General features: G+C 70.3%; 35 protein-coding genes. 2 read left to right on the plus strand and 33 right to left on the minus strand.

Annotated features, from left to right (window positions below):
* Positions 1 to 11: 11 nt before the first annotated feature.
* The 12 genes from ACIO6U_RS03725 to ACIO6U_RS03780 form a co-directional block, all read right to left on the minus strand.
* Positions 12 to 440, minus strand: a complete 429-nt coding sequence (locus ACIO6U_RS03725) for a hypothetical protein (protein ID WP_401715302.1) — start codon at positions 438 to 440, stop codon at positions 12 to 14.
* Positions 437 to 823, minus strand: coding sequence for a hypothetical protein (locus ACIO6U_RS03730; protein ID WP_401715304.1), 387 nt, complete (start codon positions 821 to 823; stop codon positions 437 to 439). The genes ACIO6U_RS03725 and ACIO6U_RS03730 overlap by 4 nt, the downstream gene beginning before the upstream one ends.
* 2 nt (positions 824 to 825) lie before the next feature.
* Complete coding sequence (locus tag ACIO6U_RS03735; protein WP_401715306.1) at positions 826 to 1,254, minus strand: DUF6093 family protein; 429 nt, start codon at positions 1,252 to 1,254, stop codon at positions 826 to 828.
* Entirely contained in the window at positions 1,251 to 1,802 is a 552-nt protein-coding gene (locus ACIO6U_RS03740; protein WP_401715308.1) for a hypothetical protein, read from the minus strand. Before ACIO6U_RS03740 ends, ACIO6U_RS03735 begins: the two co-directional genes overlap by 4 nt.
* Before the next feature lie 3 nt (positions 1,803 to 1,805).
* The gene (locus ACIO6U_RS03745; protein ID WP_401715310.1) at positions 1,806 to 2,345 is read right to left on the minus strand and encodes a hypothetical protein; all 540 of its coding nucleotides are present in this window, start codon (positions 2,343 to 2,345) and stop codon (positions 1,806 to 1,808) included.
* A gap of 13 nt (positions 2,346 to 2,358) precedes the next feature.
* Positions 2,359 to 3,363: a major capsid protein gene (locus ACIO6U_RS03750; protein ID WP_401715312.1), complete on the minus strand. Its 1,005-nt coding sequence runs from the start codon at positions 3,361 to 3,363 to the stop codon at positions 2,359 to 2,361.
* 13 nt (positions 3,364 to 3,376) lie between these two features.
* Entirely contained in the window at positions 3,377 to 4,120 is a 744-nt protein-coding gene (locus tag ACIO6U_RS03755; protein ID WP_401715314.1) for a hypothetical protein, read from the minus strand.
* Between the two features lie 44 nt (positions 4,121 to 4,164).
* Positions 4,165 to 5,157 carry a hypothetical protein gene (locus ACIO6U_RS03760; RefSeq protein ID WP_401715316.1) on the minus strand — a complete coding sequence of 331 codons (993 nt, stop codon included), beginning with the start codon at positions 5,155 to 5,157 and terminating at the stop codon, positions 4,165 to 4,167.
* On the minus strand, positions 5,157 to 6,617 hold the full coding sequence (locus ACIO6U_RS03765) for a phage portal protein (protein ID WP_401715318.1): 1,461 nt from the start codon (positions 6,615 to 6,617) through the stop codon (positions 5,157 to 5,159). Before ACIO6U_RS03765 ends, ACIO6U_RS03760 begins: the two co-directional genes overlap by 1 nt.
* 11 nt (positions 6,618 to 6,628) lie before the next feature.
* Entirely contained in the window at positions 6,629 to 8,245 is a 1,617-nt protein-coding gene (locus tag ACIO6U_RS03770; protein WP_401715320.1) for a terminase TerL endonuclease subunit, read from the minus strand.
* Positions 8,242 to 8,778 carry a hypothetical protein gene (locus ACIO6U_RS03775; RefSeq protein WP_401715322.1) on the minus strand — a complete coding sequence of 179 codons (537 nt, stop codon included), beginning with the start codon at positions 8,776 to 8,778 and terminating at the stop codon, positions 8,242 to 8,244. Before ACIO6U_RS03775 ends, ACIO6U_RS03770 begins: the two co-directional genes overlap by 4 nt.
* 217 nt (positions 8,779 to 8,995) lie before the next feature.
* Positions 8,996 to 9,355, minus strand: coding sequence for a hypothetical protein (locus ACIO6U_RS03780; protein ID WP_401715324.1), 360 nt, complete (start codon positions 9,353 to 9,355; stop codon positions 8,996 to 8,998).
* A 404-nt stretch (positions 9,356 to 9,759) separates the two neighbouring features.
* Between ACIO6U_RS03780 and ACIO6U_RS03785 the strand changes: the two genes are divergently transcribed.
* Entirely contained in the window at positions 9,760 to 10,002 is a 243-nt protein-coding gene (locus tag ACIO6U_RS03785; protein WP_401715326.1) for a hypothetical protein, read from the plus strand.
* 146 nt (positions 10,003 to 10,148) lie between these two features.
* On the opposite strand, the gene ACIO6U_RS03790 is transcribed toward ACIO6U_RS03785, so the two are convergent.
* Positions 10,149 to 10,340, minus strand: coding sequence for a hypothetical protein (locus ACIO6U_RS03790; RefSeq protein ID WP_401715328.1), 192 nt, complete (start codon positions 10,338 to 10,340; stop codon positions 10,149 to 10,151).
* 102 nt (positions 10,341 to 10,442) lie between these two features.
* On the opposite strand from ACIO6U_RS03790, the gene ACIO6U_RS03795 reads away from it, so the two are divergent.
* A complete protein-coding gene (locus ACIO6U_RS03795; RefSeq protein WP_401715330.1) occupies positions 10,443 to 10,835 on the plus strand; it encodes a hypothetical protein in 393 nt (130 codons plus the stop codon).
* A 116-nt stretch (positions 10,836 to 10,951) separates the two neighbouring features.
* Here ACIO6U_RS03795 and ACIO6U_RS03800 read toward each other — a convergent pair whose 3' ends face one another.
* The 20 genes from ACIO6U_RS03800 to ACIO6U_RS03895 form a co-directional block, all read right to left on the minus strand.
* A complete protein-coding gene (locus ACIO6U_RS03800) occupies positions 10,952 to 13,111 on the minus strand; it encodes a cell division protein FtsK (protein ID WP_401715332.1) in 2,160 nt (719 codons plus the stop codon).
* An 84-nt stretch (positions 13,112 to 13,195) separates the two neighbouring features.
* Positions 13,196 to 13,390 carry a hypothetical protein gene (locus tag ACIO6U_RS03805; protein WP_401715334.1) on the minus strand — a complete coding sequence of 65 codons (195 nt, stop codon included), beginning with the start codon at positions 13,388 to 13,390 and terminating at the stop codon, positions 13,196 to 13,198.
* Entirely contained in the window at positions 13,387 to 13,560 is a 174-nt protein-coding gene (locus tag ACIO6U_RS03810) for a hypothetical protein (protein WP_401715336.1), read from the minus strand. Before ACIO6U_RS03810 ends, ACIO6U_RS03805 begins: the two co-directional genes overlap by 4 nt.
* Positions 13,561 to 13,637: 77 nt before the next feature.
* Entirely contained in the window at positions 13,638 to 13,997 is a 360-nt protein-coding gene (locus ACIO6U_RS03815; protein ID WP_401715338.1) for a DUF6251 family protein, read from the minus strand.
* Positions 13,994 to 14,698: a hypothetical protein gene (locus tag ACIO6U_RS03820; RefSeq protein ID WP_401715340.1), complete on the minus strand. Its 705-nt coding sequence runs from the start codon at positions 14,696 to 14,698 to the stop codon at positions 13,994 to 13,996. Before ACIO6U_RS03820 ends, ACIO6U_RS03815 begins: the two co-directional genes overlap by 4 nt.
* Positions 14,695 to 15,066: a DUF6907 domain-containing protein gene (locus ACIO6U_RS03825; protein WP_401715342.1), complete on the minus strand. Its 372-nt coding sequence runs from the start codon at positions 15,064 to 15,066 to the stop codon at positions 14,695 to 14,697. The genes ACIO6U_RS03820 and ACIO6U_RS03825 overlap by 4 nt, the downstream gene beginning before the upstream one ends.
* Positions 15,063 to 15,395, minus strand: coding sequence for a hypothetical protein (locus ACIO6U_RS03830; RefSeq protein WP_401715344.1), 333 nt, complete (start codon positions 15,393 to 15,395; stop codon positions 15,063 to 15,065). Before ACIO6U_RS03830 ends, ACIO6U_RS03825 begins: the two co-directional genes overlap by 4 nt.
* Positions 15,392 to 15,739: a hypothetical protein gene (locus ACIO6U_RS03835; protein WP_401715345.1), complete on the minus strand. Its 348-nt coding sequence runs from the start codon at positions 15,737 to 15,739 to the stop codon at positions 15,392 to 15,394. The genes ACIO6U_RS03830 and ACIO6U_RS03835 overlap by 4 nt, the downstream gene beginning before the upstream one ends.
* Positions 15,736 to 16,263, minus strand: a complete 528-nt coding sequence (locus ACIO6U_RS03840) for an RNA polymerase sigma factor (RefSeq protein WP_401715346.1) — start codon at positions 16,261 to 16,263, stop codon at positions 15,736 to 15,738. The genes ACIO6U_RS03835 and ACIO6U_RS03840 overlap by 4 nt, the downstream gene beginning before the upstream one ends.
* Before the next feature lie 88 nt (positions 16,264 to 16,351).
* Positions 16,352 to 16,567 carry a LysR family transcriptional regulator gene (locus ACIO6U_RS03845; RefSeq protein ID WP_401715347.1) on the minus strand — a complete coding sequence of 72 codons (216 nt, stop codon included), beginning with the start codon at positions 16,565 to 16,567 and terminating at the stop codon, positions 16,352 to 16,354.
* Positions 16,568 to 16,644: 77 nt separating this feature from the next.
* Positions 16,645 to 16,818, minus strand: a complete 174-nt coding sequence (locus ACIO6U_RS03850) for a hypothetical protein (protein WP_401715349.1) — start codon at positions 16,816 to 16,818, stop codon at positions 16,645 to 16,647.
* The gene (locus ACIO6U_RS03855; RefSeq protein WP_401715351.1) at positions 16,815 to 17,348 is read right to left on the minus strand and encodes a hypothetical protein; all 534 of its coding nucleotides are present in this window, start codon (positions 17,346 to 17,348) and stop codon (positions 16,815 to 16,817) included. Before ACIO6U_RS03855 ends, ACIO6U_RS03850 begins: the two co-directional genes overlap by 4 nt.
* Positions 17,349 to 17,538: 190 nt before the next feature.
* Positions 17,539 to 17,736 (minus strand): hypothetical protein, encoded by a 198-nt coding sequence (locus tag ACIO6U_RS03860; RefSeq protein ID WP_401715353.1) that lies wholly within the window; start codon positions 17,734 to 17,736, stop codon positions 17,539 to 17,541.
* Positions 17,733 to 17,951 carry a hypothetical protein gene (locus tag ACIO6U_RS03865; protein ID WP_401715355.1) on the minus strand — a complete coding sequence of 73 codons (219 nt, stop codon included), beginning with the start codon at positions 17,949 to 17,951 and terminating at the stop codon, positions 17,733 to 17,735. The genes ACIO6U_RS03860 and ACIO6U_RS03865 overlap by 4 nt, the downstream gene beginning before the upstream one ends.
* A gap of 400 nt (positions 17,952 to 18,351) precedes the next feature.
* Positions 18,352 to 19,530 carry an AAA family ATPase gene (locus ACIO6U_RS03870; protein ID WP_401715357.1) on the minus strand — a complete coding sequence of 393 codons (1,179 nt, stop codon included), beginning with the start codon at positions 19,528 to 19,530 and terminating at the stop codon, positions 18,352 to 18,354.
* Entirely contained in the window at positions 19,527 to 20,393 is an 867-nt protein-coding gene (locus ACIO6U_RS03875) for a toprim domain-containing protein (RefSeq protein WP_401715359.1), read from the minus strand. The genes ACIO6U_RS03870 and ACIO6U_RS03875 overlap by 4 nt, the downstream gene beginning before the upstream one ends.
* Complete coding sequence (locus ACIO6U_RS03880) at positions 20,390 to 20,614, minus strand: hypothetical protein (RefSeq protein WP_401715361.1); 225 nt, start codon at positions 20,612 to 20,614, stop codon at positions 20,390 to 20,392. Before ACIO6U_RS03880 ends, ACIO6U_RS03875 begins: the two co-directional genes overlap by 4 nt.
* 84 nt (positions 20,615 to 20,698) lie before the next feature.
* Positions 20,699 to 21,253: a hypothetical protein gene (locus ACIO6U_RS03885; RefSeq protein WP_401715363.1), complete on the minus strand. Its 555-nt coding sequence runs from the start codon at positions 21,251 to 21,253 to the stop codon at positions 20,699 to 20,701.
* Entirely contained in the window at positions 21,250 to 21,456 is a 207-nt protein-coding gene (locus ACIO6U_RS03890) for a hypothetical protein (protein ID WP_401715365.1), read from the minus strand. Before ACIO6U_RS03890 ends, ACIO6U_RS03885 begins: the two co-directional genes overlap by 4 nt.
* Positions 21,453 to 22,454, minus strand: coding sequence for a hypothetical protein (locus ACIO6U_RS03895; protein WP_401715367.1), 1,002 nt, complete (start codon positions 22,452 to 22,454; stop codon positions 21,453 to 21,455). The genes ACIO6U_RS03890 and ACIO6U_RS03895 overlap by 4 nt, the downstream gene beginning before the upstream one ends.
* Positions 22,455 to 22,456 lie beyond the last annotated feature (2 nt).

The raw sequence follows: 22,456 nt of genomic DNA on the forward strand, positions 1-22,456 counted from the left end.
ATGGTCTCCGTTCAGGCGGGGATGGACGTGAGCCGGTACTGCACCGGCACGAAATAGAGCGGCGGCGTCACACCGTCGTCGCGTTGGACGGGCGGGCCACCCTGCTCTTCCGTCCGCCAGGTGCCGCGGCCGGCCACGGTGAGCCGGACGGCCAGCACCTCGCGCACCCGGTCGGCAACCCACAGGGCCCGCTCGGGGGTCGGCCCGACCGAGGTCACCTGGACCGCCAGGACCAGGCCCGTACGGTCGTCGGCGAGAGACGCCACCGTGGCCCGGCCGGGCGAGACATACAGGGCGACGTAGAGCCGGTTCTCGGGGATCGGGTCGGGGGCGCCGCCGTCCCCGACCGCGATGGGACCGGTCGCCCGGTCGGCGAGCGGCGCCAGGGCGGCCCTTATGGCGTTGTAGTGGGGCAGGGCCAGCGGCGGGACGGCGGTCACAGGTCCAGCGCCGTCTGTGCGAGAGCATCGACGGCCGCCTCAAAGCGCGGCTCCTCGTCATCGAGGGCCCGGCCGCCGTCGTTGTGACCGGCCTGGGTCGACGTGCCGAACTCCAGAATGTTGCCGAGCGGCCCCTGCGTCCGGTCCTTGTCCGGGCCGATCTCCGCCTCAATGAGTCCAGGCGCCTCGGTGACGTCGTACGAGATCGAGCGCGGGTAGTGCGGGGCGTGGTGGCCCGAGGACTCCTGCGCGTTGGCAGCCCAGCCCGTCTTGATGTTCAGGGCACCCTTGGAGACGATTGCGCGGGCCTCGCGCTGCACCGCCGCCTCGGAGGCCGCGATGGCGGCGTTCATCGCCTCCAGTTCGCTCAGGTCGATGCCCACGGTCACACCTCCCTGTCTTCCGCGTAGATCCGCCAGGCGGTCGCGAGACTGCCGAACTGGCGACCGGTGACGTACAGGACGGCGCCGACCGCGAGCCGGGGGTCGGCGGCGGCCAGCAGCAGCACCTCGTCGCCCGGCCGGATCACCTCACCGGGCGGCACGGTGGTCGCCCAGGGCACAGCCACCTCGTAGTCCCGCAGCCGCAGCTCGGCCTCCCCCGACTGCACCTCGGTGCCCTGCGTGGCCTGCAAGGGCTTGACCCGTGCGATGCCCTCGTACAGCACCAGGTCGGCGCCGGGCGTCTCCCCGCCCGTGGCCTGGTCGAAAACGGGCGGGCCCGGACGGTGGATGCGGATGGTGTCGCCGGCCGCCTTCATCAAGCCCTCGTGCGCGTTGCGGGCGCGCGCCAGGACTGCTGCCAGGTCCCTCACGAGATCCCCCACTGCGGTCCTGCGAACGCGGTCCGGATCGTGTCTGCCTCGCCGTCCAGCAGCGAGGCGCGGGCGTCCGCGAGGGTCTCGGCGTAGTCGTCGATGCTGCGCTGCCTCAGCATCTCCGGGTTGATCAGGCAGCGTTTGACCGCGTCGCACGCCACCGACACCGCGACCTGGAATCCGATGTCTCCGCCGTCGAGGCCGTGCGAGTAGGTGACCGTCACCGGCCCCAGCCACAGCCCCCATGGAAGCCGGTCCAGGCTGACCCCGCCGTCCCAGGCCCACTCGGTGCCGCCCAGGCCAGCCACCGCGGTGACATCGCGGACGGGGCGCTGCGGCAGCCGAAGCCGACCGGTACCGGACCCCCGCAGCGTCACCACGTCGTCATCGACCCGGCTGATCTGCTGATACCCGGCCGCCGCCCGGATCAGATTCGAGGCGTCGGCGAGCAGCCGGCTCGCCTGCGCCCTCTCCATGTCGCTGAGGTCCCAGCTCACCCGCTCGTTCAGATCGTCGGCGGTCGCGAACGGGGGCAGTGGCGCCACGGCTCAGCTCCCGTACTGCGTGATCAGCTCCGCCTTGGTGGCCTTCTCGATCTCGGCGTGCACGGCCGGGTCGTTGTCGACCTGCGTCAGCGCATAGGCACGCCAGTCGGCAACCTGGGCGGACTGCGGCGGACGCTTCACCTCGTCGTTGCCGTCGCTGACCTTCTCGTGCCCCTCGGGCTCGGCGGCCGGGGCGGTCGGCTGGTGGCCGCCGCCGGGCAGGCCCGGCGCATACACCTCCGGGCCGTGGGGGTCAGCGTCTCCGGCGCCGACCGGCGGACGGAAGTCGCTCTCGTGCGGGTCGACGGCGGCGTCGCGGGCGGGGGCGCCTACGGTCTGGGTGGTGACGTCGCGCGGGTCGATCGGTGCGGGCGCCGGACCGGCTGCGACGGGGTTGGTGCGCTCGTCGTCGACCAGGTACCCGGCGCCCCGGCAATAGCCGATGATCGCCGGGTCGTCGGTCTCGGCGAGACCGTCCACGAAGTGGAGGCCGCCAGGCCCGTCGCCGGTGAACCCGGCCACGGGGGTCTCGATGCGTGCCATGTCGACGTTCCTCTCAGGCGGACTTGATGTTGCGCAGGACCGCGGCGGCCTTGGTCGCCTTCAGGACGACGGCGGCCGGGCCGAGTTCGACCTCGCCGGTCTTGACCGCACCGGAGGTGGTGAAGTCGGGCAGCCACTGCTTGACGAGCGGGCGGCCGGCCATCGAGACGCCGTGGAATCCGTCCAGGCCGAAGCGCACGGCGTACAGGTCGCCGAGGTTGGTGATGTTGCCGCCCGCTCCGGCGCCGTCGGGGTCGCGGGTGACGAGGCTGATCACGTCGGTGTTGGACCCGGCCTTGGTACCGAGGTCGACCAAGGGGATGCCGTTGTATCGGTCAATGGGGCGGCCGAAAGCATCCTGGGTCTTGTCGTACTGGTCGGCCCAGACCGCGAGAGTCTTGAACGCCGCCAGGGTCTTCTTCGGCCCCATGATCGCGCCCGGCGCCTCGTCCATCGCGGACAGCCAGGCGTCCACGTGCCGGAGCTGCACCATCGCGGACGCCTTGTCGGTGACCGCGGTCCAGTCGAGGTAACCGAGGGTCACGCCGTTGTTCAGCGGCAGGTACTCGGTCGAGCTGCCGGTGAGAATCTTCGACAGGCCGTCGAAGCCGCTCGCGTCCACGGCAGTGTCGCCGTTGATCACAGCGTCGGCGAACTTCGCGCGGGTCGCCTTGATCTTCTGCTGCATCTGGAGCGTGGTCTCCGCAGCAGCCGCGATGCCGTCGAGGACCCGGTCGATCTGGAACGATCCGCCGAGCGGCTTGAGGTCGACGGTGTACCGCTGCTTGGTGACCTCACCGGGCGTGTACTCGGAGTTGATCGCGCGGAAGGCGGCGTCGGCCTGGGTGATCAGCCGCTGGTATCCGTAGGTGAGGGTGGCGCCGGAGCCTGCTTGGTTCACGACGTCGTCGAACGTCATGCTGTCCAGCAGGAATGACGACTTCTGGAACTCGTCGATCACCTGGACGTCGATGTCGTCGGTCGCGTTGAGCTTCGCCTGGGCGAGCGTCACGGGCATGGTCTACTCCTCATCAGCCGGACTTGCCGGCGAGCTTGGCGGCGACGGCCTCTTCGAGGCTCTTCGCGGACTTCTTGGCTGGCTTGCGGGCGCCGCCGTCGGCGCCGCCCTGGAATCGCCGGCCGCCGGTGTCCGTCGCGGACTTCGCAGCCAGGTAGGGCTCGTCTTCGAGCAGCTCATCGATGAGCTCGGTGATCGCCTCGCGGTCGGGACGGCCCTTGTCGTTCTTCGGGACGTCGGACAGGTCCAGCAGCCGGGCGGCAAGCTGGGGATTGGCCAGACGGCCGGCCGCTGCCGCGATCGCCGCGGACTCCACACGGTCAGCCCAGACCTCGGCCTGGGCCTCCTCGCGGGCCTGCCGCCGGATCTCCTCCTGGTCGTCGTCCTTGCCACCCTCGCCGTCCTTCGCGGCCGGCTTCTTGGTGCTGGCCGCGCCCTTGAGCGTGCGGTTTTCAGCCTTCAGCGTGCGGTTCTCCCTGCGGAGCGTCCGCAGCGCTTTGCGGCCCTTCTCGCCGAGGTCGTCGTCTCCGTCGTCGTCCTTGTCCTGGTCGTCGCCGTCGCGGTCGTCGTCCTGGTCGTCGTCGGAGTCGTCGTCCTTACCCCCCTCGTCGTCCGCTCCGTCGTCATCCCCGCCGTCGTCGCCTCCGTCGCCGCCGTCCTTGTAGAAGAACGGCGAGAAGGGGCCGACGGGGTAGGGGTGGGACCAGCCGGGCCCGTCGAGGGTGAGCAGGTAGCGGGGCAGGCGGGTGTCGAGCATCGCGCTCTCCTGTGTGGTGGTGGGGCAGCGTCGCGCCGCCCGGGTCAGCGGAAGTAGCCGAAGCGCCGCAGCATGGCCACGGCTTCCTCACGGGTGTCCGCGAGGCGGTAGATCTCCTCCGGCATCAGCCGGGGCGCCCGCAGTTGGAAGCCACGGCCGGAGGCGGGCACGAGGCCGCGGTCGATCGCCCGCTGCCGCTCAGCCCGGTAGAAGCTGCCGCGCCGGGTGGTGCCCTCGCGGGTGGCCAGCACCCGGCGCCCGTAGGCGTCCGCGGTGTAGACCGCGCCTTTGCGGCGGACGTTGACCACCGAGCTGATGTCGGCGCCGTCCCGGATCGCCTGCGCACCGGCCAGGCCGAACGTCGCGTCCTGCTCGGCGACCGTCAGCTTCCGGAAGTACTGGTCGGGGTCGATGTGCGCCGCGTGCTGGCCCTCGATCGTGGGCTCGTTGACGCACTGGCAGTGCGGATGCCGCTTGAACGCCTGCGTGGTGTGGAACACCAGGCCGGCCAGGATCACGCAGCGCGAGCAGGCGCCGGGGCTGATGACGCGCACGTAGCCGGTCGCGGTCCGGTTGCCGATGATGCTCACACCGGCCGCCGACCGGCCCGCGTCCGCCGTCTCGCTGCCGATGATGCGCAGCAGCTCGTACCGGCCTGCCTGCATCGCCTGCTGCTCGCCGACCCCGGCCGCGATGTTGGTCAGGACCGTGATGCGCGGCTGGTCGAGCAGTGTGACCAGTGAGCGGCCGTCAGCAGCCCATCCGGCGAACGCGCTGATGTTGAGCTGCCCGGCCGGGCGGGACGTGCCGCCCAGCTCGGTCACCGCGTCCTCGACGTACTCCTGGGCGCCGGCCGCGGACGCCTGCTGAGCCGCGACGAGCAGGGCCACCATCTGGGCGGCGATCGCTCGCCACGACGCCGTAATCCTGCCGGGGCGTACTTCGTGCCACAGCACGTCGGCCGCCCGCACCGTGCGCAGCGCGAGAGCCCGCTGCCTGGCCGCCCGGGTCTCGGCGGCCCTGGTCGGCGCCGGCATCAGGCGGCGGCCGGCTCGGGCACCGGATCGCCTCCGGTGCCCCCGCCCGTGATGTCGTCGACCCCGCCGAACGCCAGCGCCCTCGCGGCGCGGTCGGCATCCTGCTGGAGCATGACCTCCATGCGGTCGATCTGCGTCGGCGTGTATCCGGCGTCCTCCATGAGCTGCCGCCACGGCACCCCGAGCGTCTTCTTCTTCGTCAGCGCGTCCATCATCTGTGCCTCGGACCGGTACGCGACGTTGGCCCAGATCGTCTCGGCTAGCGGGTTCATGCCGCGCTTGCGGTCGTCCTTGACCAGGAACGCAAGGCGCATGACCTCTTCCCAGTCCTCGCCGAGGAAGGTGGTCTTGTCCCTGGACTTGCTGACCAGGGCGGTCTCCGCCGCGGTCATCGTGTCGGCCGCGACATTCTCGATCTTGCCCATGAAGTAGGTGGCGGGCGTGCGGGACAGGGCCGCGATGTGGCCGGTCAGCAGCTCGATCCCGGCGACGAAGTTGGATAGGTCGGCCGCGGCGAAGTTGCCGAACTTCGCGGCCGGGTTGGACGCGCGGAGCATCTTGTTGACCGCGAGCCGCCACAGCCCCGGGTCGTCCATCTCCTGCCCGGTCAGCGGGTCCTTGGGTAGATCGATGCCCGTTCCCCAGCGGGCCGGGAACGCACCCGCCTCGCTGGCGGTCATCAGGTCCGCGATCAGCTTGTTGAGCGCGTTCTGAAGCGGGATCACCCCGGCGTGCTCCGGAGTGGGATCGTCCACCAGCCGTGGCCGGTTGCGCAATTCCACCATGCACACGCGGCCGAGCGGGTTGTCGATGACCTGCTGGTCCGGATCGTCGCCGCGCGGCTGCCACCCGGCCGTAAGCGACGCGGGCAGGATCAGCCCGGATGCCAGCGCCCGCCGCCGCCATTTCCAGATCTGATCGGGCAGGTACAGCGTCGCGTAGGCGTACCCGTCCTCGCCGTCCCACCTCTTCAGCGCGGCCTTGCGGCGCCGCCGCGAACCCGGCTCGTAGGCCACGACGCACTGCGTCGCGTCCTCGACTGTGATCTCCGGCTCGGGCTGGTCGGCGTCCGGATTCTCGACCCACACCAGCACGAACGCCCGTGCTTTCACCATCGCCTCGGTGTGCGCCACCTTCGCCCAGGCGTCCATCGAGCTGGCCTGCCAGATCCGCTGGGCGTCCTTGTCGGCCTCCGGCGGGTCCTTGTCGTCCCCTGTGCCGAAGCGGAAACCGGTCGGCGTGAGGCGTTCTGCGGCGGCGTCGCATACGATCTCGGTCCAGTTGTCGGCGAACGTCTCGAAGAGCCCGCCGAACGCGGCCTGGAACCGTGGCGAGGCGAAGCCGAGGTTGTGCTTCCCGCCGTAGTAGTCGTTCCACAGCTTGATCGGCTTCTGCCGCTTGTCCAGTTCCTGTTCCAGGACGGTGGTGATCCGGAGGGCTTCCTGCGCGGTCACCGGCACGGGCGCACCTCCTATCCGTATCCCGACACGCTGTTCGAGGTCTGGGCGCGGGCGAGGGTGAGCCAGTCGGCGCGGGCCTCGAGGGCGAGCGCGGCGGTCACCGCGCTGTCGATCTTCCGGTCAGGCGACGGCTTGCCGATCGCCGTACCGCTCGGCCTGCGGACGGGCATGGCGTTGCCGACGTGCTCGGCCTGCGTCGGATTGCCGTCGTGCGTCAGCTCGCCCGCCTTCGCCGCCGTCTTGAGCCGGTCCAGCGCCGGGCACATGCGGGTGGCCACCCTGGTCTCGAAGATCAGGAAAGTGTTCTCGCCGAACTCCGCCGACCAGTCGTCGCACTCGTCGCGCCAGTCCGGCGGATCGCCGTAGGCGCGGACCACCCGGAACTGCTGACGCAGGTACGTCATCGCGCCGCGGACCTCCGCCCTCGGCACCCGCCAGGTGTCCGGGTCACCGGTGTCCCACTTCGTCCAGATCATCTGGCGGCCGTCGGAGAAACGCGGCGTGAACAGGTACCCGTCGCTGATCCGCACCGCGGTGATGGCCGTGCAGTCGTCGTGATCCGACCCGTCAAACCCGAGCGCGATCTCCTCGCCGAACTGGACTTCCTGCGGCAGCGCGCACCGCTCCCAGGTGTGCCGGTCCAGCCACGTCTCCGACATGCTGACCGGCAGATTCAGGAAGTACCGGCGGAACTTGCTCCGGTCCTGCGACGGCTTGTGCGCCAGGACCACCATCCGGTCCAGGTCCATCCACGACGCCGCCGGACCGTACGCCTGAATCAGCCCCAACTTGAGCTGCACCCGGTCCTCGTACGCCTCGTCAGTGATCAGGCTGGACGGCGCCTGCCGGTGATCGAAGTGCAGCCGCGGCGCCTTGTGCGCCTTCGCGTCCCGGTGAGTCCGCTCCGCGATCGAGTCCTCGCCGATCGCGTACATCGTCGTCGTCTGCAAGAACCACGGCTCCGCGGCCGCCCGCTTCATGGTGTTGCGCTGCACCGTCTCGTACATGTCCCGCAGCTCCGGCAGGACGTACAAGTGCGTCTCATCCGCCACGCTGAAGGACTCTTTGCCGCCGTCCTTCGCGGCCGAGCTGGCGGTGCTGGGACGGATCTCCCCGCCGCCCGGCAGGAACACGCGGGTCGAGGTCTGCCAGTCGTTGCCGACGTCCACGCCTGGGTAATCCTCAGCGAGTGCCTCGGAGTGGGCGATCATGTACGTGACGTTGGCGTAAGTGTTCCCGGCCTGGGTCTCCTCCGTCGCCAGACACCGGATGAACGGGTACGTCACCGGGCGGCCGACCGGCTCGCCCTTCTCGTACTCGTACCCCCAGTCCGAGACCTCCCCCGCCTGCGCCCAGTGGTCGAAGCGCACCGGCGCCAGGGCCTCGGCGACCACCAGCATCCCGGCGTACTCCGACTTGGCCCGGCCTTTCGCCCGAGACAGCACCGCCTCGTCCACCCGTCGCCGACCGCGCGTGTCGATCGCGTAGCAGCAGACGATGAAGCGCAGGATCTCGGAGTCGAGTTCGATCTCCTGGCCCTGTACATCACCAGGGCCGTGGATCAGGTAGGTCTCGATCCAGTCCGCGAGGGCGTAGCCGAGGCTCCGGCGTACCCCCGGCGTTCTCATCCGTCGTCGCCGACCGCCCGCAGCCGGGCCCGGGTGTCACCGGCACGCCGCGGCGCACGGGCCCGCGGGCCGCCGGCCGCACTCTCGTCCGGCACCTCCCAGCGCAGCCGCGCGAGGCTCATCGGGTTCAGGCCGAGCCGGTCGGCGAGCATGCGCGCCTCTTTCGACGCGTCCAGGTCGCCCAGCTCCGCCTTGATCTTCCACCTGACGTACTGCGCGACCTCGCGGGTCGACCGCTGCCGCTCCCACATCACGGCCTGCGGCAGCGTCCACAGCTCCGTCCACAGGCCGCCTTCGGCTGTGGACTGCGCCTCCAACTGCTTGTCCAGGATGTTCGCCTCGGTCCTGGCCGCATCGAGCTTCTTCTGCGCCGCCGTGCGCTTCCGGCCTGTCAGTTCCGGTTCCAGCAGCGCCAGCTCAAGCTCGTCGGCGAGCCGCCGCGCGCCGTCGCGGCGCTCGACCATCGCAACGTCCTCCAGCAGCGGCCATTCCGGCGTCGCGCCCTCGCGGCCGGCCGCAGGAAGCGGCGTCACCTGCTGGGCGTTCCGGCGCCGTGACTGCGCGTTCGGAGCAGGCCCCGTACCAGCCATCTCGATCACTCCCTCGGTGCCATCGCGGCACGTCAGCGCCCTGCCGTCGCGGCCGGGCAACAATCACGGAGCGTCACTCGACGCGTCGTCGCGGACCCCCCAGACCCGTACACACAGCGAGCCATCTCCCCGGCGGTCCGCCAGGGTTTGGCCATGGGGGTCACCCCCCAGGGGTCTGGTCACCCTCCGTGGCTGCCTGGTGGTCGGTGCACTCGGGGTCGAGCTGGCCCAGGGTGCAGGTGCACAGCCGCCGGCCGATGCCCTCGGGCAGGGCATGCCGAAGCGTCCGACTCCGATGGATCTTGAGCACGCGGCCGGTCTGCGGGTCGAGAAGCTTGCGGCCGTGGGCGTTGACCTGGTGCTCGGTGTAGAGGATCACCTTGCGGTCGCCGACCCGATCGATCGTGATGCTGTGCGGGTCGATGAGGTTGGGGTCGAGCCCGTTGGCCTCGGCCCAGGCGATGAGCGCGGGACGGTGCTGCTCGATGTCCTGCGCGGTGACGACGATGATCGCGCTCACTGGTTCCAGCCTCCGGGTTGGTGTCGTGCTGTCTCGCGTGCGTGGCAGGACGGGCAGAGACCGCGGCCGTGGGCTGGGTCGTCGGGGTCGAGACCAGCGTCCACGAGCTGGCGTCTGCTGCGCGGCCAGTGGTCGGCGTGGACGCTGGGCGCTGCTCGGCACAGGACGCACGTCGGGTGCCGGGCGAGGACGCCGGGCCGGAAGCGGGTCTCGTGCTGTCCGCCGTACCCGCGCTGCCGTGCGGTGCCGCGCGCCTGCTCGGCCTCGGCCCGGCACTCGGCACAGCGGCCGGTGTCGGTGAGTCGGGGGCACCCAGGTATGGAGCACACGGTGCGGGCTCGGCGTCTGGCCATGTTGATCATGCCTCCGGCCGTAGCGTTGGGCGTCTACGTGAGGGGGTTGCCGTGCGGCACGGTGAGAAGCAGGCGAACCGGGTGGTCGAGGATGCGCGGGAGCGGCTGTCCGATGGCCGGAAGGTCTACTCGGTGATCATCGAGTTGGCGGAGCCGCGGTCGGGGCCGACTGCTGATCTCTCCGACGCGATCGAGGAGGTCGAAGAGTTGGGCTGGCGGCTGGACTCGATGGGGTCAGCGAGCACCACGACGTCAGGCCGCCCGAAGGTGCTGCTCGTCTTCCGCCCGGCGTAGCCAGCTCTCGGCGGGCATCGCGGCCTCCGTGACGGCGGGGCTGTGGGTATGCCGAAGGCCCCGGACCGGTGGTCTCGGGGCCTTCGGGTTGTCCGTCGTGCGGACACACGTCTGCGGAAAGATCGTCACACCGCTCTGACCTGGTGTCAAGCGGCAACGCGGGTGGCGAGGATGGCGAGGACGTCGTCGGTGTCGTACCAGGGTTGTCGTGGCGAGCCGCCCGCTCGCGCGAGCTGGCCGCGGGCGACGAGCTGGCGGACGCCGCCGAGGGTGATGCCGAGGGTGTCGGCGGCCTGCCGGGCGGACATGTGACCGGCGGGCACGTACAGGGGCTCCATGCCCCCAGTGTGGCTCAACCTCTTGCGACCGGTATCGGCAAGGCATGGCGCCGGGCAGGATGGCCACGCGGCACCGTGCCGCCTCTAGCCAGCGAGGGAGCCATGTACACCGTAAGACGCCTCGACAAGCCTCCAAGGCCGTTGAAAGCCCAGGCCCTCAAGGAACTCGCGGAGGACAACGGTTGGACGGTCAACGAGGGTTGGCAACAGGTGGGCGTCCGTCCTAAGCCCGGCGCGCCGATTCTCTTCATCCAGACCCTTCGCCACCCGACGGAGGTTCGGTCCGTCATCACTGTCCACTGGCAGCGTCGACAGCCGACGGCAGCCATCGGATGGCGGGTGGTGGACGAATCGGGGCGCCAGGGAAGTGGAAGATTCCTGGCCGCCGACCGCCTCGATGCGGATGACCTAAGCAGTGCTGAGGTCATTGACTCGATGGGCCGCGTGCAGCAGACGATCCTCATGGAGGGTAAGCCTCCGGAGGAGGGCGTTTGACGGGGAATCGGGGCCTGTGACTGGACCCCGAAACCTGAAATCACCGCAGCTCAGCGGCCTGTCAGCCCGATGTCACTGCCGAAACCGGTTTCGGGTCGGGGGAAACCGGGCGGGGCCTATTCGGTGTCGTCCTCCGGGCCGTCCGGGGTCTCGGGGAGGTCGGTGAAGCGGACGCCCTTGGCGCCGCCGCAGCAGTCGCGGATGGTGATCTGGGTGGTGGTCACCTTGTACGGCTTGAGGGCGGCGGACAGGGTCGCGGAGCTGGCGGCCTGGATCTCGCGCGGGGTCAGGGCGGGGTCGGTGCTGATCCATCGGGCGTACAGGTCGGGCCGGTAGGCGGCGAGGGCATCGACCAGGCGGTGGGAGTGGACGGCCGGGGCGCCGTCGGGCCAGATGGCGCGCAGGTGGTCGACGAGCGTTTCGGTGTCGGTGGGCTCGACGGTCTCGCCCGCGGCTTCGCCCGTGAGGGTGCCTGCGGCGATGCGGAGCGCGAGGCCGCGCTTGCCGATCTCGCGGGCCAGCTCCTGGGCGATGTAGTAGGCGCGGACGATGCGGGCGTTCATCGCGGAGCGGGCCAGCCACCCGGTACCGCTGTCCTTGGGGTCGTTGCCTTCGGCGGGCTCGAAGATGTTCGCGCGGATGCCGCGCTTGTACATGCCGGTGCCGAGGATCAGGTCGTTGGGGATGTGGCCGGTGATGGCCAGGCAGAACCGCACGATGGCGTTGTCGGAGACCATCTTCGGGATGCTGTCGGCGTCGGGCTTCTGGGTGGTGAAGACCAGGATGATGCCGTAGGCGCGGGCCTTGCGGATCAGGCGCCCGGCGATCTCGGCGGCTTCTTTGCCGTACTCGGGGTGCTCGAAGAGGGTGTGGACCTCGTCGAAGATGGCGAGCAGCGGGTGGAGTCGCAGCTCGGGGTACTTGTCGGCGAGTTTGCGGGTGACCTTGCGGCCGTTGGGGACGTCCTCGACGGGCAGGTCAGCGACGGCCTTCTTCCGGCGCTTCATCTCCTTCTCCAGGCCCTTGAGGCCGTCGAGGGCGGCTTTGCAGTGCTCGTCGTCGTCACCGCTGACGTACCGGTGGCAGACCGGCTCGACGCTGTCGCAGTCGCCGGAGCCCTTCAGTTCGTAGACCCACATCTCGCAGGTGGGGTCGAGGGCCCCGGCCAGGGCGATGACCAGCACGGCGGAGGTTTTCCCGGAGCCCATGACGCCGCCCATCAGGACGTTGGTGCCGATCAGGGCGAGGGGGACGGTCTCGCCGCGGGGGGTGACGCCGAAGGGGAATTCGCCGTACATGTCGGCCTGCCCGTCGGCGGCCAGCGGCCAGGCCCGTTTGATGGTGCGCGGGTCGGTCTTGGCGACCCACAGGTTCGCCCGGCTGGGGTGCTCGGTGCCGACCGAGGGCCACACGCACTGGAGCGGGCGCCGCATGGCCCCGGCCAGCTCTTTCCGCTTGTCGAGCAGCTTCTCGGCGAGCACGCCGCGCGGAAGGTCAAGCTCGGCGAGCCAGCCGGGCCCGTCGACCTGGATGGGGTTGACGAAGGACGGTTCGCCCCGGACGCCGATGGCCTCCAGGGCGTCGGCGATCTCGCTGCTGTTCAGGGGGCGTTGGAGATGGACCGAGACGTAGCGGGTGAGCAGCGGCTTGTCGTGGGGCGCTCCGGCGAGGCCGAGGGCGGCCATGACCAGGGCGAGGGCGCCGCCGGTCTCCCACAGCGGCAGGACGAATCCGGCGACCGTCGCGGCGAGCGCGGTGGGCGTGGCGACGGCGATGGTGGTGATGCGGCGCGGCCTGATCCGCCGGGAGTGCTCGCGCGACAGGGACAGCCACGCCTCGATGTCGCCTCCGACGGCGGCCTTGGTCTCGACGGGGCGGGCTTCGGCGTCGGTGACCCAGCGGGCCCAGCGGACGGCGAAGCGCCAGGCGCCGCGGGGGGACCGGCCGAGGAGCTTGACCAGGTAGTAGGGGGTGCGGATGGTGTGGAACGAGGTGAGGTGGGCGGCGTAGTTGAGGGTCCAGCGGGTGTGGTCGGCGGCGCTTTTGGTGCTGCGGAGCCAGGCGGGGATGACGGGCGGGGCGGCGGCGAGGTAGGCGCGGCGCTGGCCGATCCAGGTGGTGGTGTCGGCGTTCACCGCGGGGGTGTCGACGACGGCGGCCGGGGCGGGCTCGGCGAAGGTCTCGGTCACGGCCTCGACGACTGCGGCCTCCACGGCGGGCGGCACCTGGTCGGGACTGTCGGGGTCTTTGACGAGGCGGAGGACGGTGTCGGTCATGCTGGTGGTTCCTGCTCTCTGCGGAGGTGCGGGGGCCCGCGGCGGCCGGTTGTCTTGGCGGATGCACGGCCGCCGCGGGGTTGGTCAGTCCGTCGGCAGTGCCCGGCAGATCGCGGCGTGGTCGTTGGCCTCGGCGCGGATCAGGTGCTCGGGCTTGGGGAAGAGCGAGCGGTCACGGCACCCGAGGCACTTCCACTCCTGGTCGCCCTCGGCGGCCGTCGTGACCCGCACGACGGCGCCGCCGAGGGTCGCGAACTGCGAGAAGACGTAGCTGCTCATTTGGTGTTCTCCTTCTGCTCGCGGCGCTGGCGGGCCCGCTCGGCGATGCGGTCGATGGCCTTCTCCTGGCGGGTGGTGAGGACGTCTTTGCGGATCGCGGCCATTCCGGCGATGCGCAGGACGCGGGCGAGGTCGAGCGGGCTGAGGCCGCTGAGTCGGTCTACGGGCACGGTGTCCTCTCCTGGGTCCGGGCTGTCCGGTCCCACCGCTCCGGCCGCGACAGTGCGCGGCCGGACGGAAGGACAGGTCAGCGCCGTTTGCCCTTGGGCTCGGGGCGGACGCCGGTCACGACGTGGACAATCGCCCAGGCGAGCACGGCGATGGCGAGCGCTCCGGCGAGCACGATGACCGCCATGGTGGTCAGGGAGGCGATGAGCAGCGGCCCGAAGTACACCGCGCCCGCTACCGCTCCGGCGCCGAGACCTGCGCCCAGGGCGAGGCGCTGGATCGTGCGGTCGGGCTGCGCGGCCTGATGAATGTGGACGGTCGTCCCGGCCTGCTGCCGCTGCGCCATCTCGGCCTGCACTGCGGCGAGCATGACGGCGTAGTCCTCGGACTGCCGGGTGGCGGCGACCACTTCAGCGGCGGCCTTGCTGATCTCGCTCACGCCTTCGCCCCCGTGAGTTCCTTCGCGGCGGCCAGGACGCGGCGGCCGTAGCGGTCGCTGGTTCCGAGGCGGTCACCGACGGCCTTCCCGGAGAGGTCGGGCGCGAGGATGAGGGCGTCGGCGATCGTGCGGAGTTGGCCGGGGCGGACCTTGTGCCGAGCCGCGATCCACTCCGCTGCGGTCAGCTCCGGTGCCGGTGCCGGAGGCGGTTCCGACGGGGGCAGCGCGCGGGGCTTCCATGCCTTGTCGATCGCGTCGTGCGGAACCGGGCGCGGAACCGGGAGGACGTGCAGGGCGGTGATCCGTCCGGTGAGTACCGGTCGCGGTTCCGGCTCGACGGCTGCGGGCTGGGCTACGGGTGCCCGTCGGGCCAGGGCGTGGGTGCGCCAGATCGCGACCGGAACCAGCAGGCTGACGATCACAACCATGGGGACGTTGACGGCCATGACTCCGGCGTCGAGGAGGTGCGCGGCGACCTGGGCGGCGGACATGAGGAGGAGGGAAAGGGCGATGTCGGCGCGCTTGAAGTACTGGAGGGCTGCGACGACGTAGGCGTCCACGGCGACGGGGAGCATGCCCGCGATGGCCTCAGTGGCGCCGAGGGCGCGAGCGAGCCGGTACTCGGCGGTCGCGGTGAACGCGACTCCGGCGAGCAGGGACAGCCGGGTAAGCCAGGCACCGAGAGGGTTGGTGGCGTTCATCGGCCACCGCCGCGGAGGACTTCGAGCTGGTCGGCGCGGTCGAGGAGTTGGCGGAGCTGGCCGGCAGCGGAGCGGTAGACGGCGCGCAGTTGCTCGGGGTCGCACGCGGTGTCGCCGTAGGCGAAGTCCAGGCTGTAGATCATGTCGGTGGTGCGGCCGGTGGTGGGCCATACGGGCTGTTCGAGGCGGCCGGTGAGGAGCGTGCGGCTACCGGTGGGGGTCTTGATGTTGATGTTGAAGTCGGCGCCGCGATGGGTGAACGCCCGGTAGTCGAGGGCGTCCTGGCCGTGGGTGACGCACCAGTCGGGTTCGGAGACGGTGACCGGGCCGTGCGGGCTGGGGACGATGATCGTGCGGCGCTCGGTCATACCTGCTCACCCCCGGCAGGCTGCCACACGGTGTATGTGATGGGCGTATCAGCGGTGCGGCGGCGGATGTACTCGGCGTCGCGGGCGATGATCCGCGGGTCGCGCTCGTCGAGGAGAGCCTTGAGCGTGGCGTATACGGCGCTGCGCCGGTCGTCCATAAGCCGGCAGAAGCGGCGTTCGTCGCGGTCCTCGACCCCGGGCAGGGGCACGTCGAGGGCGTCGCGGATCGCGGCGAGCAGGTCAACGACATCGCTGGACAACGTGGACGCGGCCCGGGGACTGTCCTTCGCGGCGGTGTCGGCGGTGTAGTCGTGGCGGGACTCGCTCATGCCGCCACCGCCACATCGTGAGCGGCCGGGGTCTGCATTGCCGTCTGGGCAACGGAGGCCAGCACGTTCGGGGCGAGGAGCGCGGCACCGCGCTCGACCGCGTCGGCCAGCTCCCGCAGGTTGGTGGCGAACGCGACGGCGTCGGCGCGGTTGGTGGTCCGCAGCAGGTCCCGACCGTCCTCGCCCTCCCACACGACGAGCGTGGTGGGCTCGGTCGGGCTGGCCTCCACCTCGGCGATCAGCGAGGCGCCGGCCGGGGTGGCGGTGTCCGCCAGGACCGTGTCGCAGATGTCCTCGTCGTGCCAGCTTCCGTTGCAGCCGGGGATCAGGCAGGTCGTCGTCACAGCGCACCCGCCAGTTCCCGGCCCGTACGAACGCGGCGCAGCGCCTCGTCCATGTCGGGGTCCGAGTCTCCCCCGTGGTCGACGGGGCCGCGGGGGGCGGGGATCGGCAGCTTCGGGATGGCCGGGCCGTCGTCCCACGACGCGGCCCGGAACCCGTTGCACAGCGGGGCGTAGCAGCCGCCGACCGGGGCCAGGTCGCGGTTGGCGTACTTGAAGTCGCGAATGTCGACGGGGCGTTCCATGGTGTTCTTCTTGATCCTGTAGTGCTGGCCGACGGTGCGGCGTGCGACCACGGCGAGCCAGGCGAACATCTGGGCGTCGGTGGTGGCGTTGCACTTGTGGAGGTCGAGCCAGGCGCGGAAGAACGCGTCGGCGGCGAGATCCTCGGCGAGGTCTCGATCGGCGGCGCGGACCTCGCGCCGCACCAGCGAGGTGATGCGCTCGCTGTGCATGGCGTAGATCGCGGTGAAACGGGCGTTGAGCTGCTGCGCAGGCGTGCCTGCGGGCATGGCAGAGTTAGCCATAGCCGTTCTCCTTGGTCTCATCAAGGGGTCTGGTCAGGCCCTGGCCGGGGTGTAGGAGCCCCGGCTGGGGCCGTTTTGAGTTGTGGGTCTAGCTGGCCTTCTGCTTCTTCTCCAGTGCCTTGATGGCTTGGTTGACGCTGGCCCGGGTGACGCCGAGTTCGCGAGCGACTGCGGCTTGGGTGCCGAGTTCGGCGACCCCGTCGATCAGTGCTAGCGCTCGGGCTTCCGCGGACTGCTGTACAGCCGCGAGGGCTTCGGTGTGGGCTTGGACTGCGGCGGCGTGTCGTTCTCTCCAGGTGGTCACGCTCCCCCTAGTACCGGAGGTGGCGCCTTCCCCACAACTGTAAGCCCTAGTCTTTACGTCGGTCAAGGCCAACACGACTACGCCTCGCGCGGCCTGGCAGCGACCCGCTGAAAAGCCGAGTGAATGAGCCGCTGGGCCGCAGCCAGATGCCGGGCGCAGATGTGCAGCTCGGCGTCCGGGTCGACGGCCTCGGCCGTGCACTGGTTGCCCTTGCCGGACAGGACACGGCACGTCACGTACTTCGCAGTCACGATGCTTCCTCCAAAGGCGGCTGGGCGGCACGCAGGCCCGCCCACGTAGCGGGTGGGTAAGTGGCCTTGCACCAGGTACAGGTGATGACGCTCCCGCCCTGCGGCAGGCGCAGCACGGCACCGCAGAGGACGCCGTTGTACAGGGCCGGGCAGTTGCCAGCGCGGTGACCACGCTCGGGCGGGTTGGTGATCGAGGTGATGTCCCGGTGCAGGTCGCGGATCTCCTGCGCAAGATCACCTGCGGCAGGCCAACTCGCGGCGATCCACAGCATGTTGACGTGCAGGCCGTTCGCGGCGGCTTTGACGCGGTCCTCGATCGAGCCACGCGGTACGGGCTGCGTCCAGGCCAGGGCCTCGTGGAGGGCGCTCCGCCAGTCCTCCAGAGTTCCGACCATGCCACCAGGGGCGCGGAGGTCGAGGACGGGGCCAGAGACCGGCAGGGGCGCTTCCACCGGCCTGGTGCTGACCAACTCGGGCCGACGCCCGGCCGGGGCAAGGAACGCGGCCAGCGCGGCATACAGGCCGGGCATAGCCAGCAAGCGGTCCGCGGTCCGCGCCGCGCACCCTGGGCACAGGTACGCGGCGGCGTCACCGTACAGATCGCGCTCGCACAGCCCGCAGGTGTTCACGGGTGCCGCCTGGTCTCGCGGCACCATCCGGCTACGGCCTGGGCGAGGACAGCGATGGCAATGCCGTCCAGCAGCAGGAGATCGTTGGGGGTCACGGCGTGGTCCCTTCGTCAGTGTCGGATGTAGATACACCGGCTTCGGCGGCATCGAGGCGGGCGAGCTTGGCCCGGTGCCGGGCGACGATCCCGGCCTGGCGGGCGGCGTCCAGTTCGGCGCGGCGCTTCTTGGCGGCTGCGATCCGGCGGGCTGCCTCGGCGATGCGGATGCGCACCACGTCATCGACGTTCACGGCCGCTCCCGGGGCGGGCGCAGCGTCGCTACGGGGTTGCCGTCTTCGGCGTAGTACGGGGTGCCGTGCCTGCCGCTCCTGGCGAGGATCGGCAGGGCGTACCCGTCGTCTTGGACGGCGAAGCCCACGACGGTGTCAACCTCGCCGTCGGCCCAGGGGAGAGTCCAGCCAGCGCCAGGCAGGGCGGCGATGAAACGGTCGGCGTTGTCGGCCACAGGAGTACTCCTCAGCGGTTGAAGCGGACATGAGCGCCCAAACCCCATCCCTGCGCGTCCCCCTACACACAAATTAGATTGATGTGATTGACGGGATTGGTCCTGACCTGCGGGAATGGGTTGACGGGATTGGTGACGGGATTGAGAGACCCGTGACGGGATTGACGGGATTGGTCCTGACCTGCGGGTTTGTGGTTCCGTCGCAGGTCGTTGCCAGTCCTGGCAGAGCCCGCCAATCCCGTCACCAATCCCGTCACGGAGGTGCCCAAGAAAACCGCAGGTCGCACCCAATCCCGTCAATCCTGCAATCCCGTCAGCGTGTGTACGCGCGCGCGTCGACTCAGGGGGTACGCACCAGTCCCGACCCCTGGCGGTGAGGTGTGTACGCGCGCGCGTCGACTCAGGCATCAGTCCCGCCCTCCGCCCATGCCTCGGGCAGGAACCAGTGGGCGGCCTTCTCCTTGCCGAACCCCTGCTGCTTGGACTTGAGGCCGAGCTTCCGCTTGGCCCGGTCGATGGCGGACTCGCTGAATCCGGCTCCGCGCCCCAGCTTCTTGATCTCCTTCATCTGCTCGGAGCCGCCGAGGTCGTTCAGCAAGTCCTTGAGCCAGACGGACGCCTCGCCCACGGTGTCGCGGTCGTCCGGCTGACCTTCGGCCCGCATGACCTCACGCACGGAGGTGGAGGACTCCGGCCCGAGCACGAAGCGCGAGACGTAGGACGGGCCGTCATCGGTCTCGACGGTGGCCGGTTGGATCGCGTAGGAGTACGAGGGGAGGCCGAGCCTGCCGAGGTTGTTCTTCTCCAAGCTCATGACGAACTCGTCGTTGCCTTCCTCGTCCTCCTGTTTGGCGAAGGCGATGAGGCTGCGGATGAGCTGGCCGAAGGCGCCGGAGCCGGCAACACGGGCCAGCGGGTCGGCTCCGCCAGCCTTGGTGAAATGGGCCAGGCCGAGGATGGTGAAGCTGTAGCGGTCGGCCGCAGCGACCAGGGGCTCCAGCGCCGACCGGACCTCGGCGGCCCGGTAGTCGTTGATGGTGCTGTCGATCATCGAGAGCAGCGGATCTGCGACGAGCAGGGCCACGCTGTACTCCTCGGCCGCCTTGCCCATCAGGGAGATGTCTTTGGGCAGGGTCAGCCGGGCGTGCAGCTCCTCGTCGTCCATCACGTCTACGCGGAAGACTCGTTGCATGTCCGCCCCAGCGGCCACCAGGCGGGGTGCGATGGTGTACGACCAGGAGTCCTCGGTGGCCGCGTAGATGACGCCCCGGGGCTTGCCGTACAGCTCGCCCGGCAGGCTGCCGGTGGTGATCCGGGCCGTCATCCACACGGCGAACTGGGACTTGCCGAGGCCGGGCCCACCGGCCGCGATGCCGAGCGAGTTCAGCGGTAGCCGTCCGTGCGAGGTCGGCGAAGCGCCCTCAGGGGTGGTGTCCCACAGCCACCGCACTGGCTTGATCTTGATTTCCGAAGCGGGGGTGAGGACCAGCTTCCTTGCCGACGGCTCGCCCTCGTCGCTGCCCTGCCCGCTGTGGAGCTGGGGGGCGACGTCCGGCGTCCAGGCCGCAGCCGTTGTCACTGGGCTCCCGCCGGGTCGCCGGGGTACGGCTTCGGGACCCACACCTGGATGAACTCTGTGTCGTTGTGTCCGGCGGCGAAGTGGTCGGCGGCATCCTTGCCGCTCTTCGCCTGCACGACATAGACGGATCGAGCCAGACCGAGCAATGTCGCAACGACCTGCTCGGCGTGCTCTCGGCCCTTGGCGTCCCGGTCAGCCACGATCGTGACGTCGGCGCCCTCGAAGTACGCGGCGTGTTCGGCGGTCCAGCGTCCGGATCCGGCTGCGTTGCATGTGGCGGCCAGGCCGCGTCCCATGAGCGCATGGACGTCCTTTTCGCCTTCCGCGATCCAGATCACCCGGTCGTCGGCCTTGGCCTTGAGGAGTTCGGGCAGCAGGTACGGGACGGTACGGACGAGCCGGTTTCCCGCCTTGTCGTTGAGGCTCCAGCGTCGCCCGGAGCGGGTGGTGTCGTCAGGGCGCCACTGGGCGAAGCACTTCTCGCTGCACCGCGTCACGCCGTGGACGAGGGAGCCCTGCTCGTCTCGGTAGAGGTACTGAGCGACACGCTTGTGGCCGCGGTCCTGACAGGGGATCCAGGTGTCGTCGGCTGGCCGGTCGCGCCGATCCTGCTCGGGCAGCGGTTCGTCGTACAGGTCGGCCTCGGTCCAGCCGATGGAGGCGAGGAAGTCGGCGTTGCCTCCGCACTTGTGGCAGAAGACGACCAGCGCACCATTATCACCGCGACTGATGGCAACGGTGTCGTCGGCGTCTCCGTCGTGGCAGCGTCCGCGTGTGCGCATGGTGCCGCCCCTGTAGCGGATCGGCTCGCCGAGGCGGCGCAGGGTGTCGTTCATCCGGTTCCAGGCGATGCCCTCGGTCACTGGCCCGCCTCCTTGTTCTTCTTCCGCCGTTCGCGGATGACTTCGTCGGTGGCTTGCGTGGCAGCGCCGATCCAGCGGCGCCCGCAGGCGCGGATGCTGGCCTCGGAGGGCTGCTCTTCCAGGGCGGCCCGGAGGACGCCAAGGGTGACGACGAACCGTGCGCGCTCGGCGATGTGCTGCCGGTCGGGATCCGCGTCTTCCGGTTCGGTGTTCTCGTTCACATGCACTCGTTTCTGCGCGGCCCGGCGTGGTCAGGGAGTCCGGGGTGCGCGGCGCCGCCACCCCCGGCGGCGCCGCGCGGCGGGTCAGCTCCGGCGCTCCCTGTCGAGGAACACGTCCGCCATCGGCGTGGACATGAGGAGCGAGGGGACGCGGTCATGGCTGATGAGCCAGTCCCCGCCGAAGGACCAGCGGCGTCCGTCGGCGTCGGGCTTGGCCGTGGGGTCCTCGATCACGGTGCTGACGCGGAGATCCAGAACTCCGCGCATGCACTCCCAGCCGAGCAGCCCGTCGTCGCGTCGCTCGTCGAGCATGCGCTGTTCGCGGAGGCCCTGGCCGTAGTCCTTATGCGCCCACTCGACAGCCCGCTGTAGCGGCCAGCCGATGCTGTCAGCAACGTCGGACAGCAGCAGGTAGCTGTCGGCGGCCGAGGTGAAGCGGACGCGGGCGGCACCGAAGCCGCCGAGCTTTACGACGGTGCTGGTGACCGGAGTCAGTGGCACCGTCGCGTCGAACCTGGTGAGGCGCTCAACGACCATCGCCGCCTGTTCCTTCGGCCCGAAGTCCAGGAGGTCGGTGCCCGGCCGCTTGTCGTGCGCTTCGATGAGCGCGATGGCGAAGCGCTTGAAGTGCTTGCTCATGCCTGGGTCTCCTTGCGGCTTCCGTAGCCCCAGCCGGGGCGCTCGGGCGGTTCGGGCTGGCCTTTGACGGCGGCCGGGGTGTGTGCGGGGCAGCGGTGGCCGGGGATGTACAGGCGCACGCCGTCGGCGCTGCGGCAGTACCGGGACTCGGCCCCGCTCCAGTGACCGCAGACACCGGGGCCCGGCAGGGCGGAGTCGGTCATGCGGGGTCCGGGTGCGTCTGGCCGACCTGGGCACGCATAGCGGCCAGACCGTCGCGGAAGGTGGCGACCTGCTCGATGAATGCGTCAAGGTCGGCGCCCTGGAGGGCGCTGGTGTTCCCGTCACGGATGATCATCACGTTGGGCGCGTCGTCGCTGTCCTCGTCGAAGCCGACCTGGGCGGCCAGAAGCCCGCTTTCGGGGTGCGGGAAACGGATCGCGTTGCCGGGCTGTGCGGTGAGCAGTTCGTGGGAGAGCACAAGGCGGCGCCCGTTGTGTTCGGTTCTGACGGTGCCGTCCGGGTACTCGCTGACGAGGCAGCCGTCCTCGGCGCACCAGGCGAAGTGGCCGGGGTCCGGGGCGGACGCGTGTCCGCTCGGGCGGTCGGCGCCTGACGTGCTGCCGCTGGCCCCGTTGATGGCGTCGAGCTGGTCGGCGAGCAGGTCCAGGCGGGCCAGGTGGGCACGAACCCGGGCGGTCTCCGCCCGCACGTCGTCGCCCTTGGTGAACGTCTTGTCCTCGTCGTTGTCGGTGACCCCGTAGACCACGGAAGTCGTGCCCGAACGACGGTCGTGCGTCAGGAAGCCGTGAAGGACCCCCGAGGCCATTTCGACGCTGTCCCCGTAGCACCCGACGTGCGGTTCGGTCTCCTGGCACCATGTGTTGCCGCAGAGAGTGGTTTCCGGAGACGCCAGGCGGGTGATCTCCGTGCGGGCCAAGCCGAGGCGCACGGCCGGGTCCTGGCCTTCCGGGAAGACGAGGATGATGCGGCCGTAGACCACGGCGCCCCACCCCTCGATCCCGTCGCCCAGGGCGCCGACGACCATCTGGGCGCCGTGCTCGGCGAGCAGGACGGCCAGCGGGTCGGCAGCCTGGAACGTGGCGGGTACGGCGGGTACGGCGGGTGCCTCGACGGTCTCGGTCGTGGTGCTGCTAACGCGGTGGGGGCGCGTGTCTTCGATGGCAGGCGGCATCATTGACGCCTCGGTAAGCTGGGACATGG

The sequence above is a fragment of the Streptomyces sp. NPDC087422 genome (assembly GCF_044744145.1).
In the GTDB taxonomy this organism is placed as follows: Bacteria; Actinomycetota; Actinomycetes; order Streptomycetales; family Streptomycetaceae; genus Actinacidiphila.

Excerpts from the sequence above, each read along its gene's own strand:
- ACIO6U_RS03790 (WP_401715328.1), bottom strand. The coding sequence starts at position 10,340 with ATGGAGCCCCTGTACGTGCCCGCCGGTCACATGTCCGCCCGGCAGGCC.
- ACIO6U_RS03760 (WP_401715316.1), bottom strand. The coding sequence starts at position 5,157 with ATGCCGGCGCCGACCAGGGCCGCCGAGACCCGGGCGGCCAGGCAGCGG.
- ACIO6U_RS03750 (WP_401715312.1), bottom strand. The coding sequence starts at position 3,363 with ATGCCCGTGACGCTCGCCCAGGCGAAGCTCAACGCGACCGACGACATC.
- ACIO6U_RS03890 (WP_401715365.1), bottom strand. The coding sequence starts at position 21,456 with ATGACCGACTCCGCCCTGCCGGGCCCCGGTGTCTGCGGTCACTGGAGC.
- ACIO6U_RS03795 (WP_401715330.1), top strand. The coding sequence starts at position 10,443 with ATGTACACCGTAAGACGCCTCGACAAGCCTCCAAGGCCGTTGAAAGCC.
- ACIO6U_RS03755 (WP_401715314.1), bottom strand. The coding sequence starts at position 4,120 with ATGCTCGACACCCGCCTGCCCCGCTACCTGCTCACCCTCGACGGGCCC.
- ACIO6U_RS03895 (WP_401715367.1), bottom strand. The coding sequence starts at position 22,454 with ATGTCCCAGCTTACCGAGGCGTCAATGATGCCGCCTGCCATCGAAGAC.
- ACIO6U_RS03855 (WP_401715351.1), bottom strand. The coding sequence starts at position 17,348 with ATGCCCGGCCTGTATGCCGCGCTGGCCGCGTTCCTTGCCCCGGCCGGG.
- ACIO6U_RS03745 (WP_401715310.1), bottom strand. The coding sequence starts at position 2,345 with ATGGCACGCATCGAGACCCCCGTGGCCGGGTTCACCGGCGACGGGCCT.
- ACIO6U_RS03805 (WP_401715334.1), bottom strand. The coding sequence starts at position 13,390 with ATGAGCAGCTACGTCTTCTCGCAGTTCGCGACCCTCGGCGGCGCCGTC.
- ACIO6U_RS03820 (WP_401715340.1), bottom strand. The coding sequence starts at position 14,698 with ATGAACGCCACCAACCCTCTCGGTGCCTGGCTTACCCGGCTGTCCCTG.
- ACIO6U_RS03825 (WP_401715342.1), bottom strand. The coding sequence starts at position 15,066 with ATGACCGAGCGCCGCACGATCATCGTCCCCAGCCCGCACGGCCCGGTC.
- ACIO6U_RS03770 (WP_401715320.1), bottom strand. The coding sequence starts at position 8,245 with ATGAGAACGCCGGGGGTACGCCGGAGCCTCGGCTACGCCCTCGCGGAC.
- ACIO6U_RS03800 (WP_401715332.1), bottom strand. The coding sequence starts at position 13,111 with ATGACCGACACCGTCCTCCGCCTCGTCAAAGACCCCGACAGTCCCGAC.
- ACIO6U_RS03885 (WP_401715363.1), bottom strand. The coding sequence starts at position 21,253 with ATGAGCAAGCACTTCAAGCGCTTCGCCATCGCGCTCATCGAAGCGCAC.
- ACIO6U_RS03830 (WP_401715344.1), bottom strand. The coding sequence starts at position 15,395 with ATGAGCGAGTCCCGCCACGACTACACCGCCGACACCGCCGCGAAGGAC.
- ACIO6U_RS03840 (WP_401715346.1), bottom strand. The coding sequence starts at position 16,263 with ATGGCTAACTCTGCCATGCCCGCAGGCACGCCTGCGCAGCAGCTCAAC.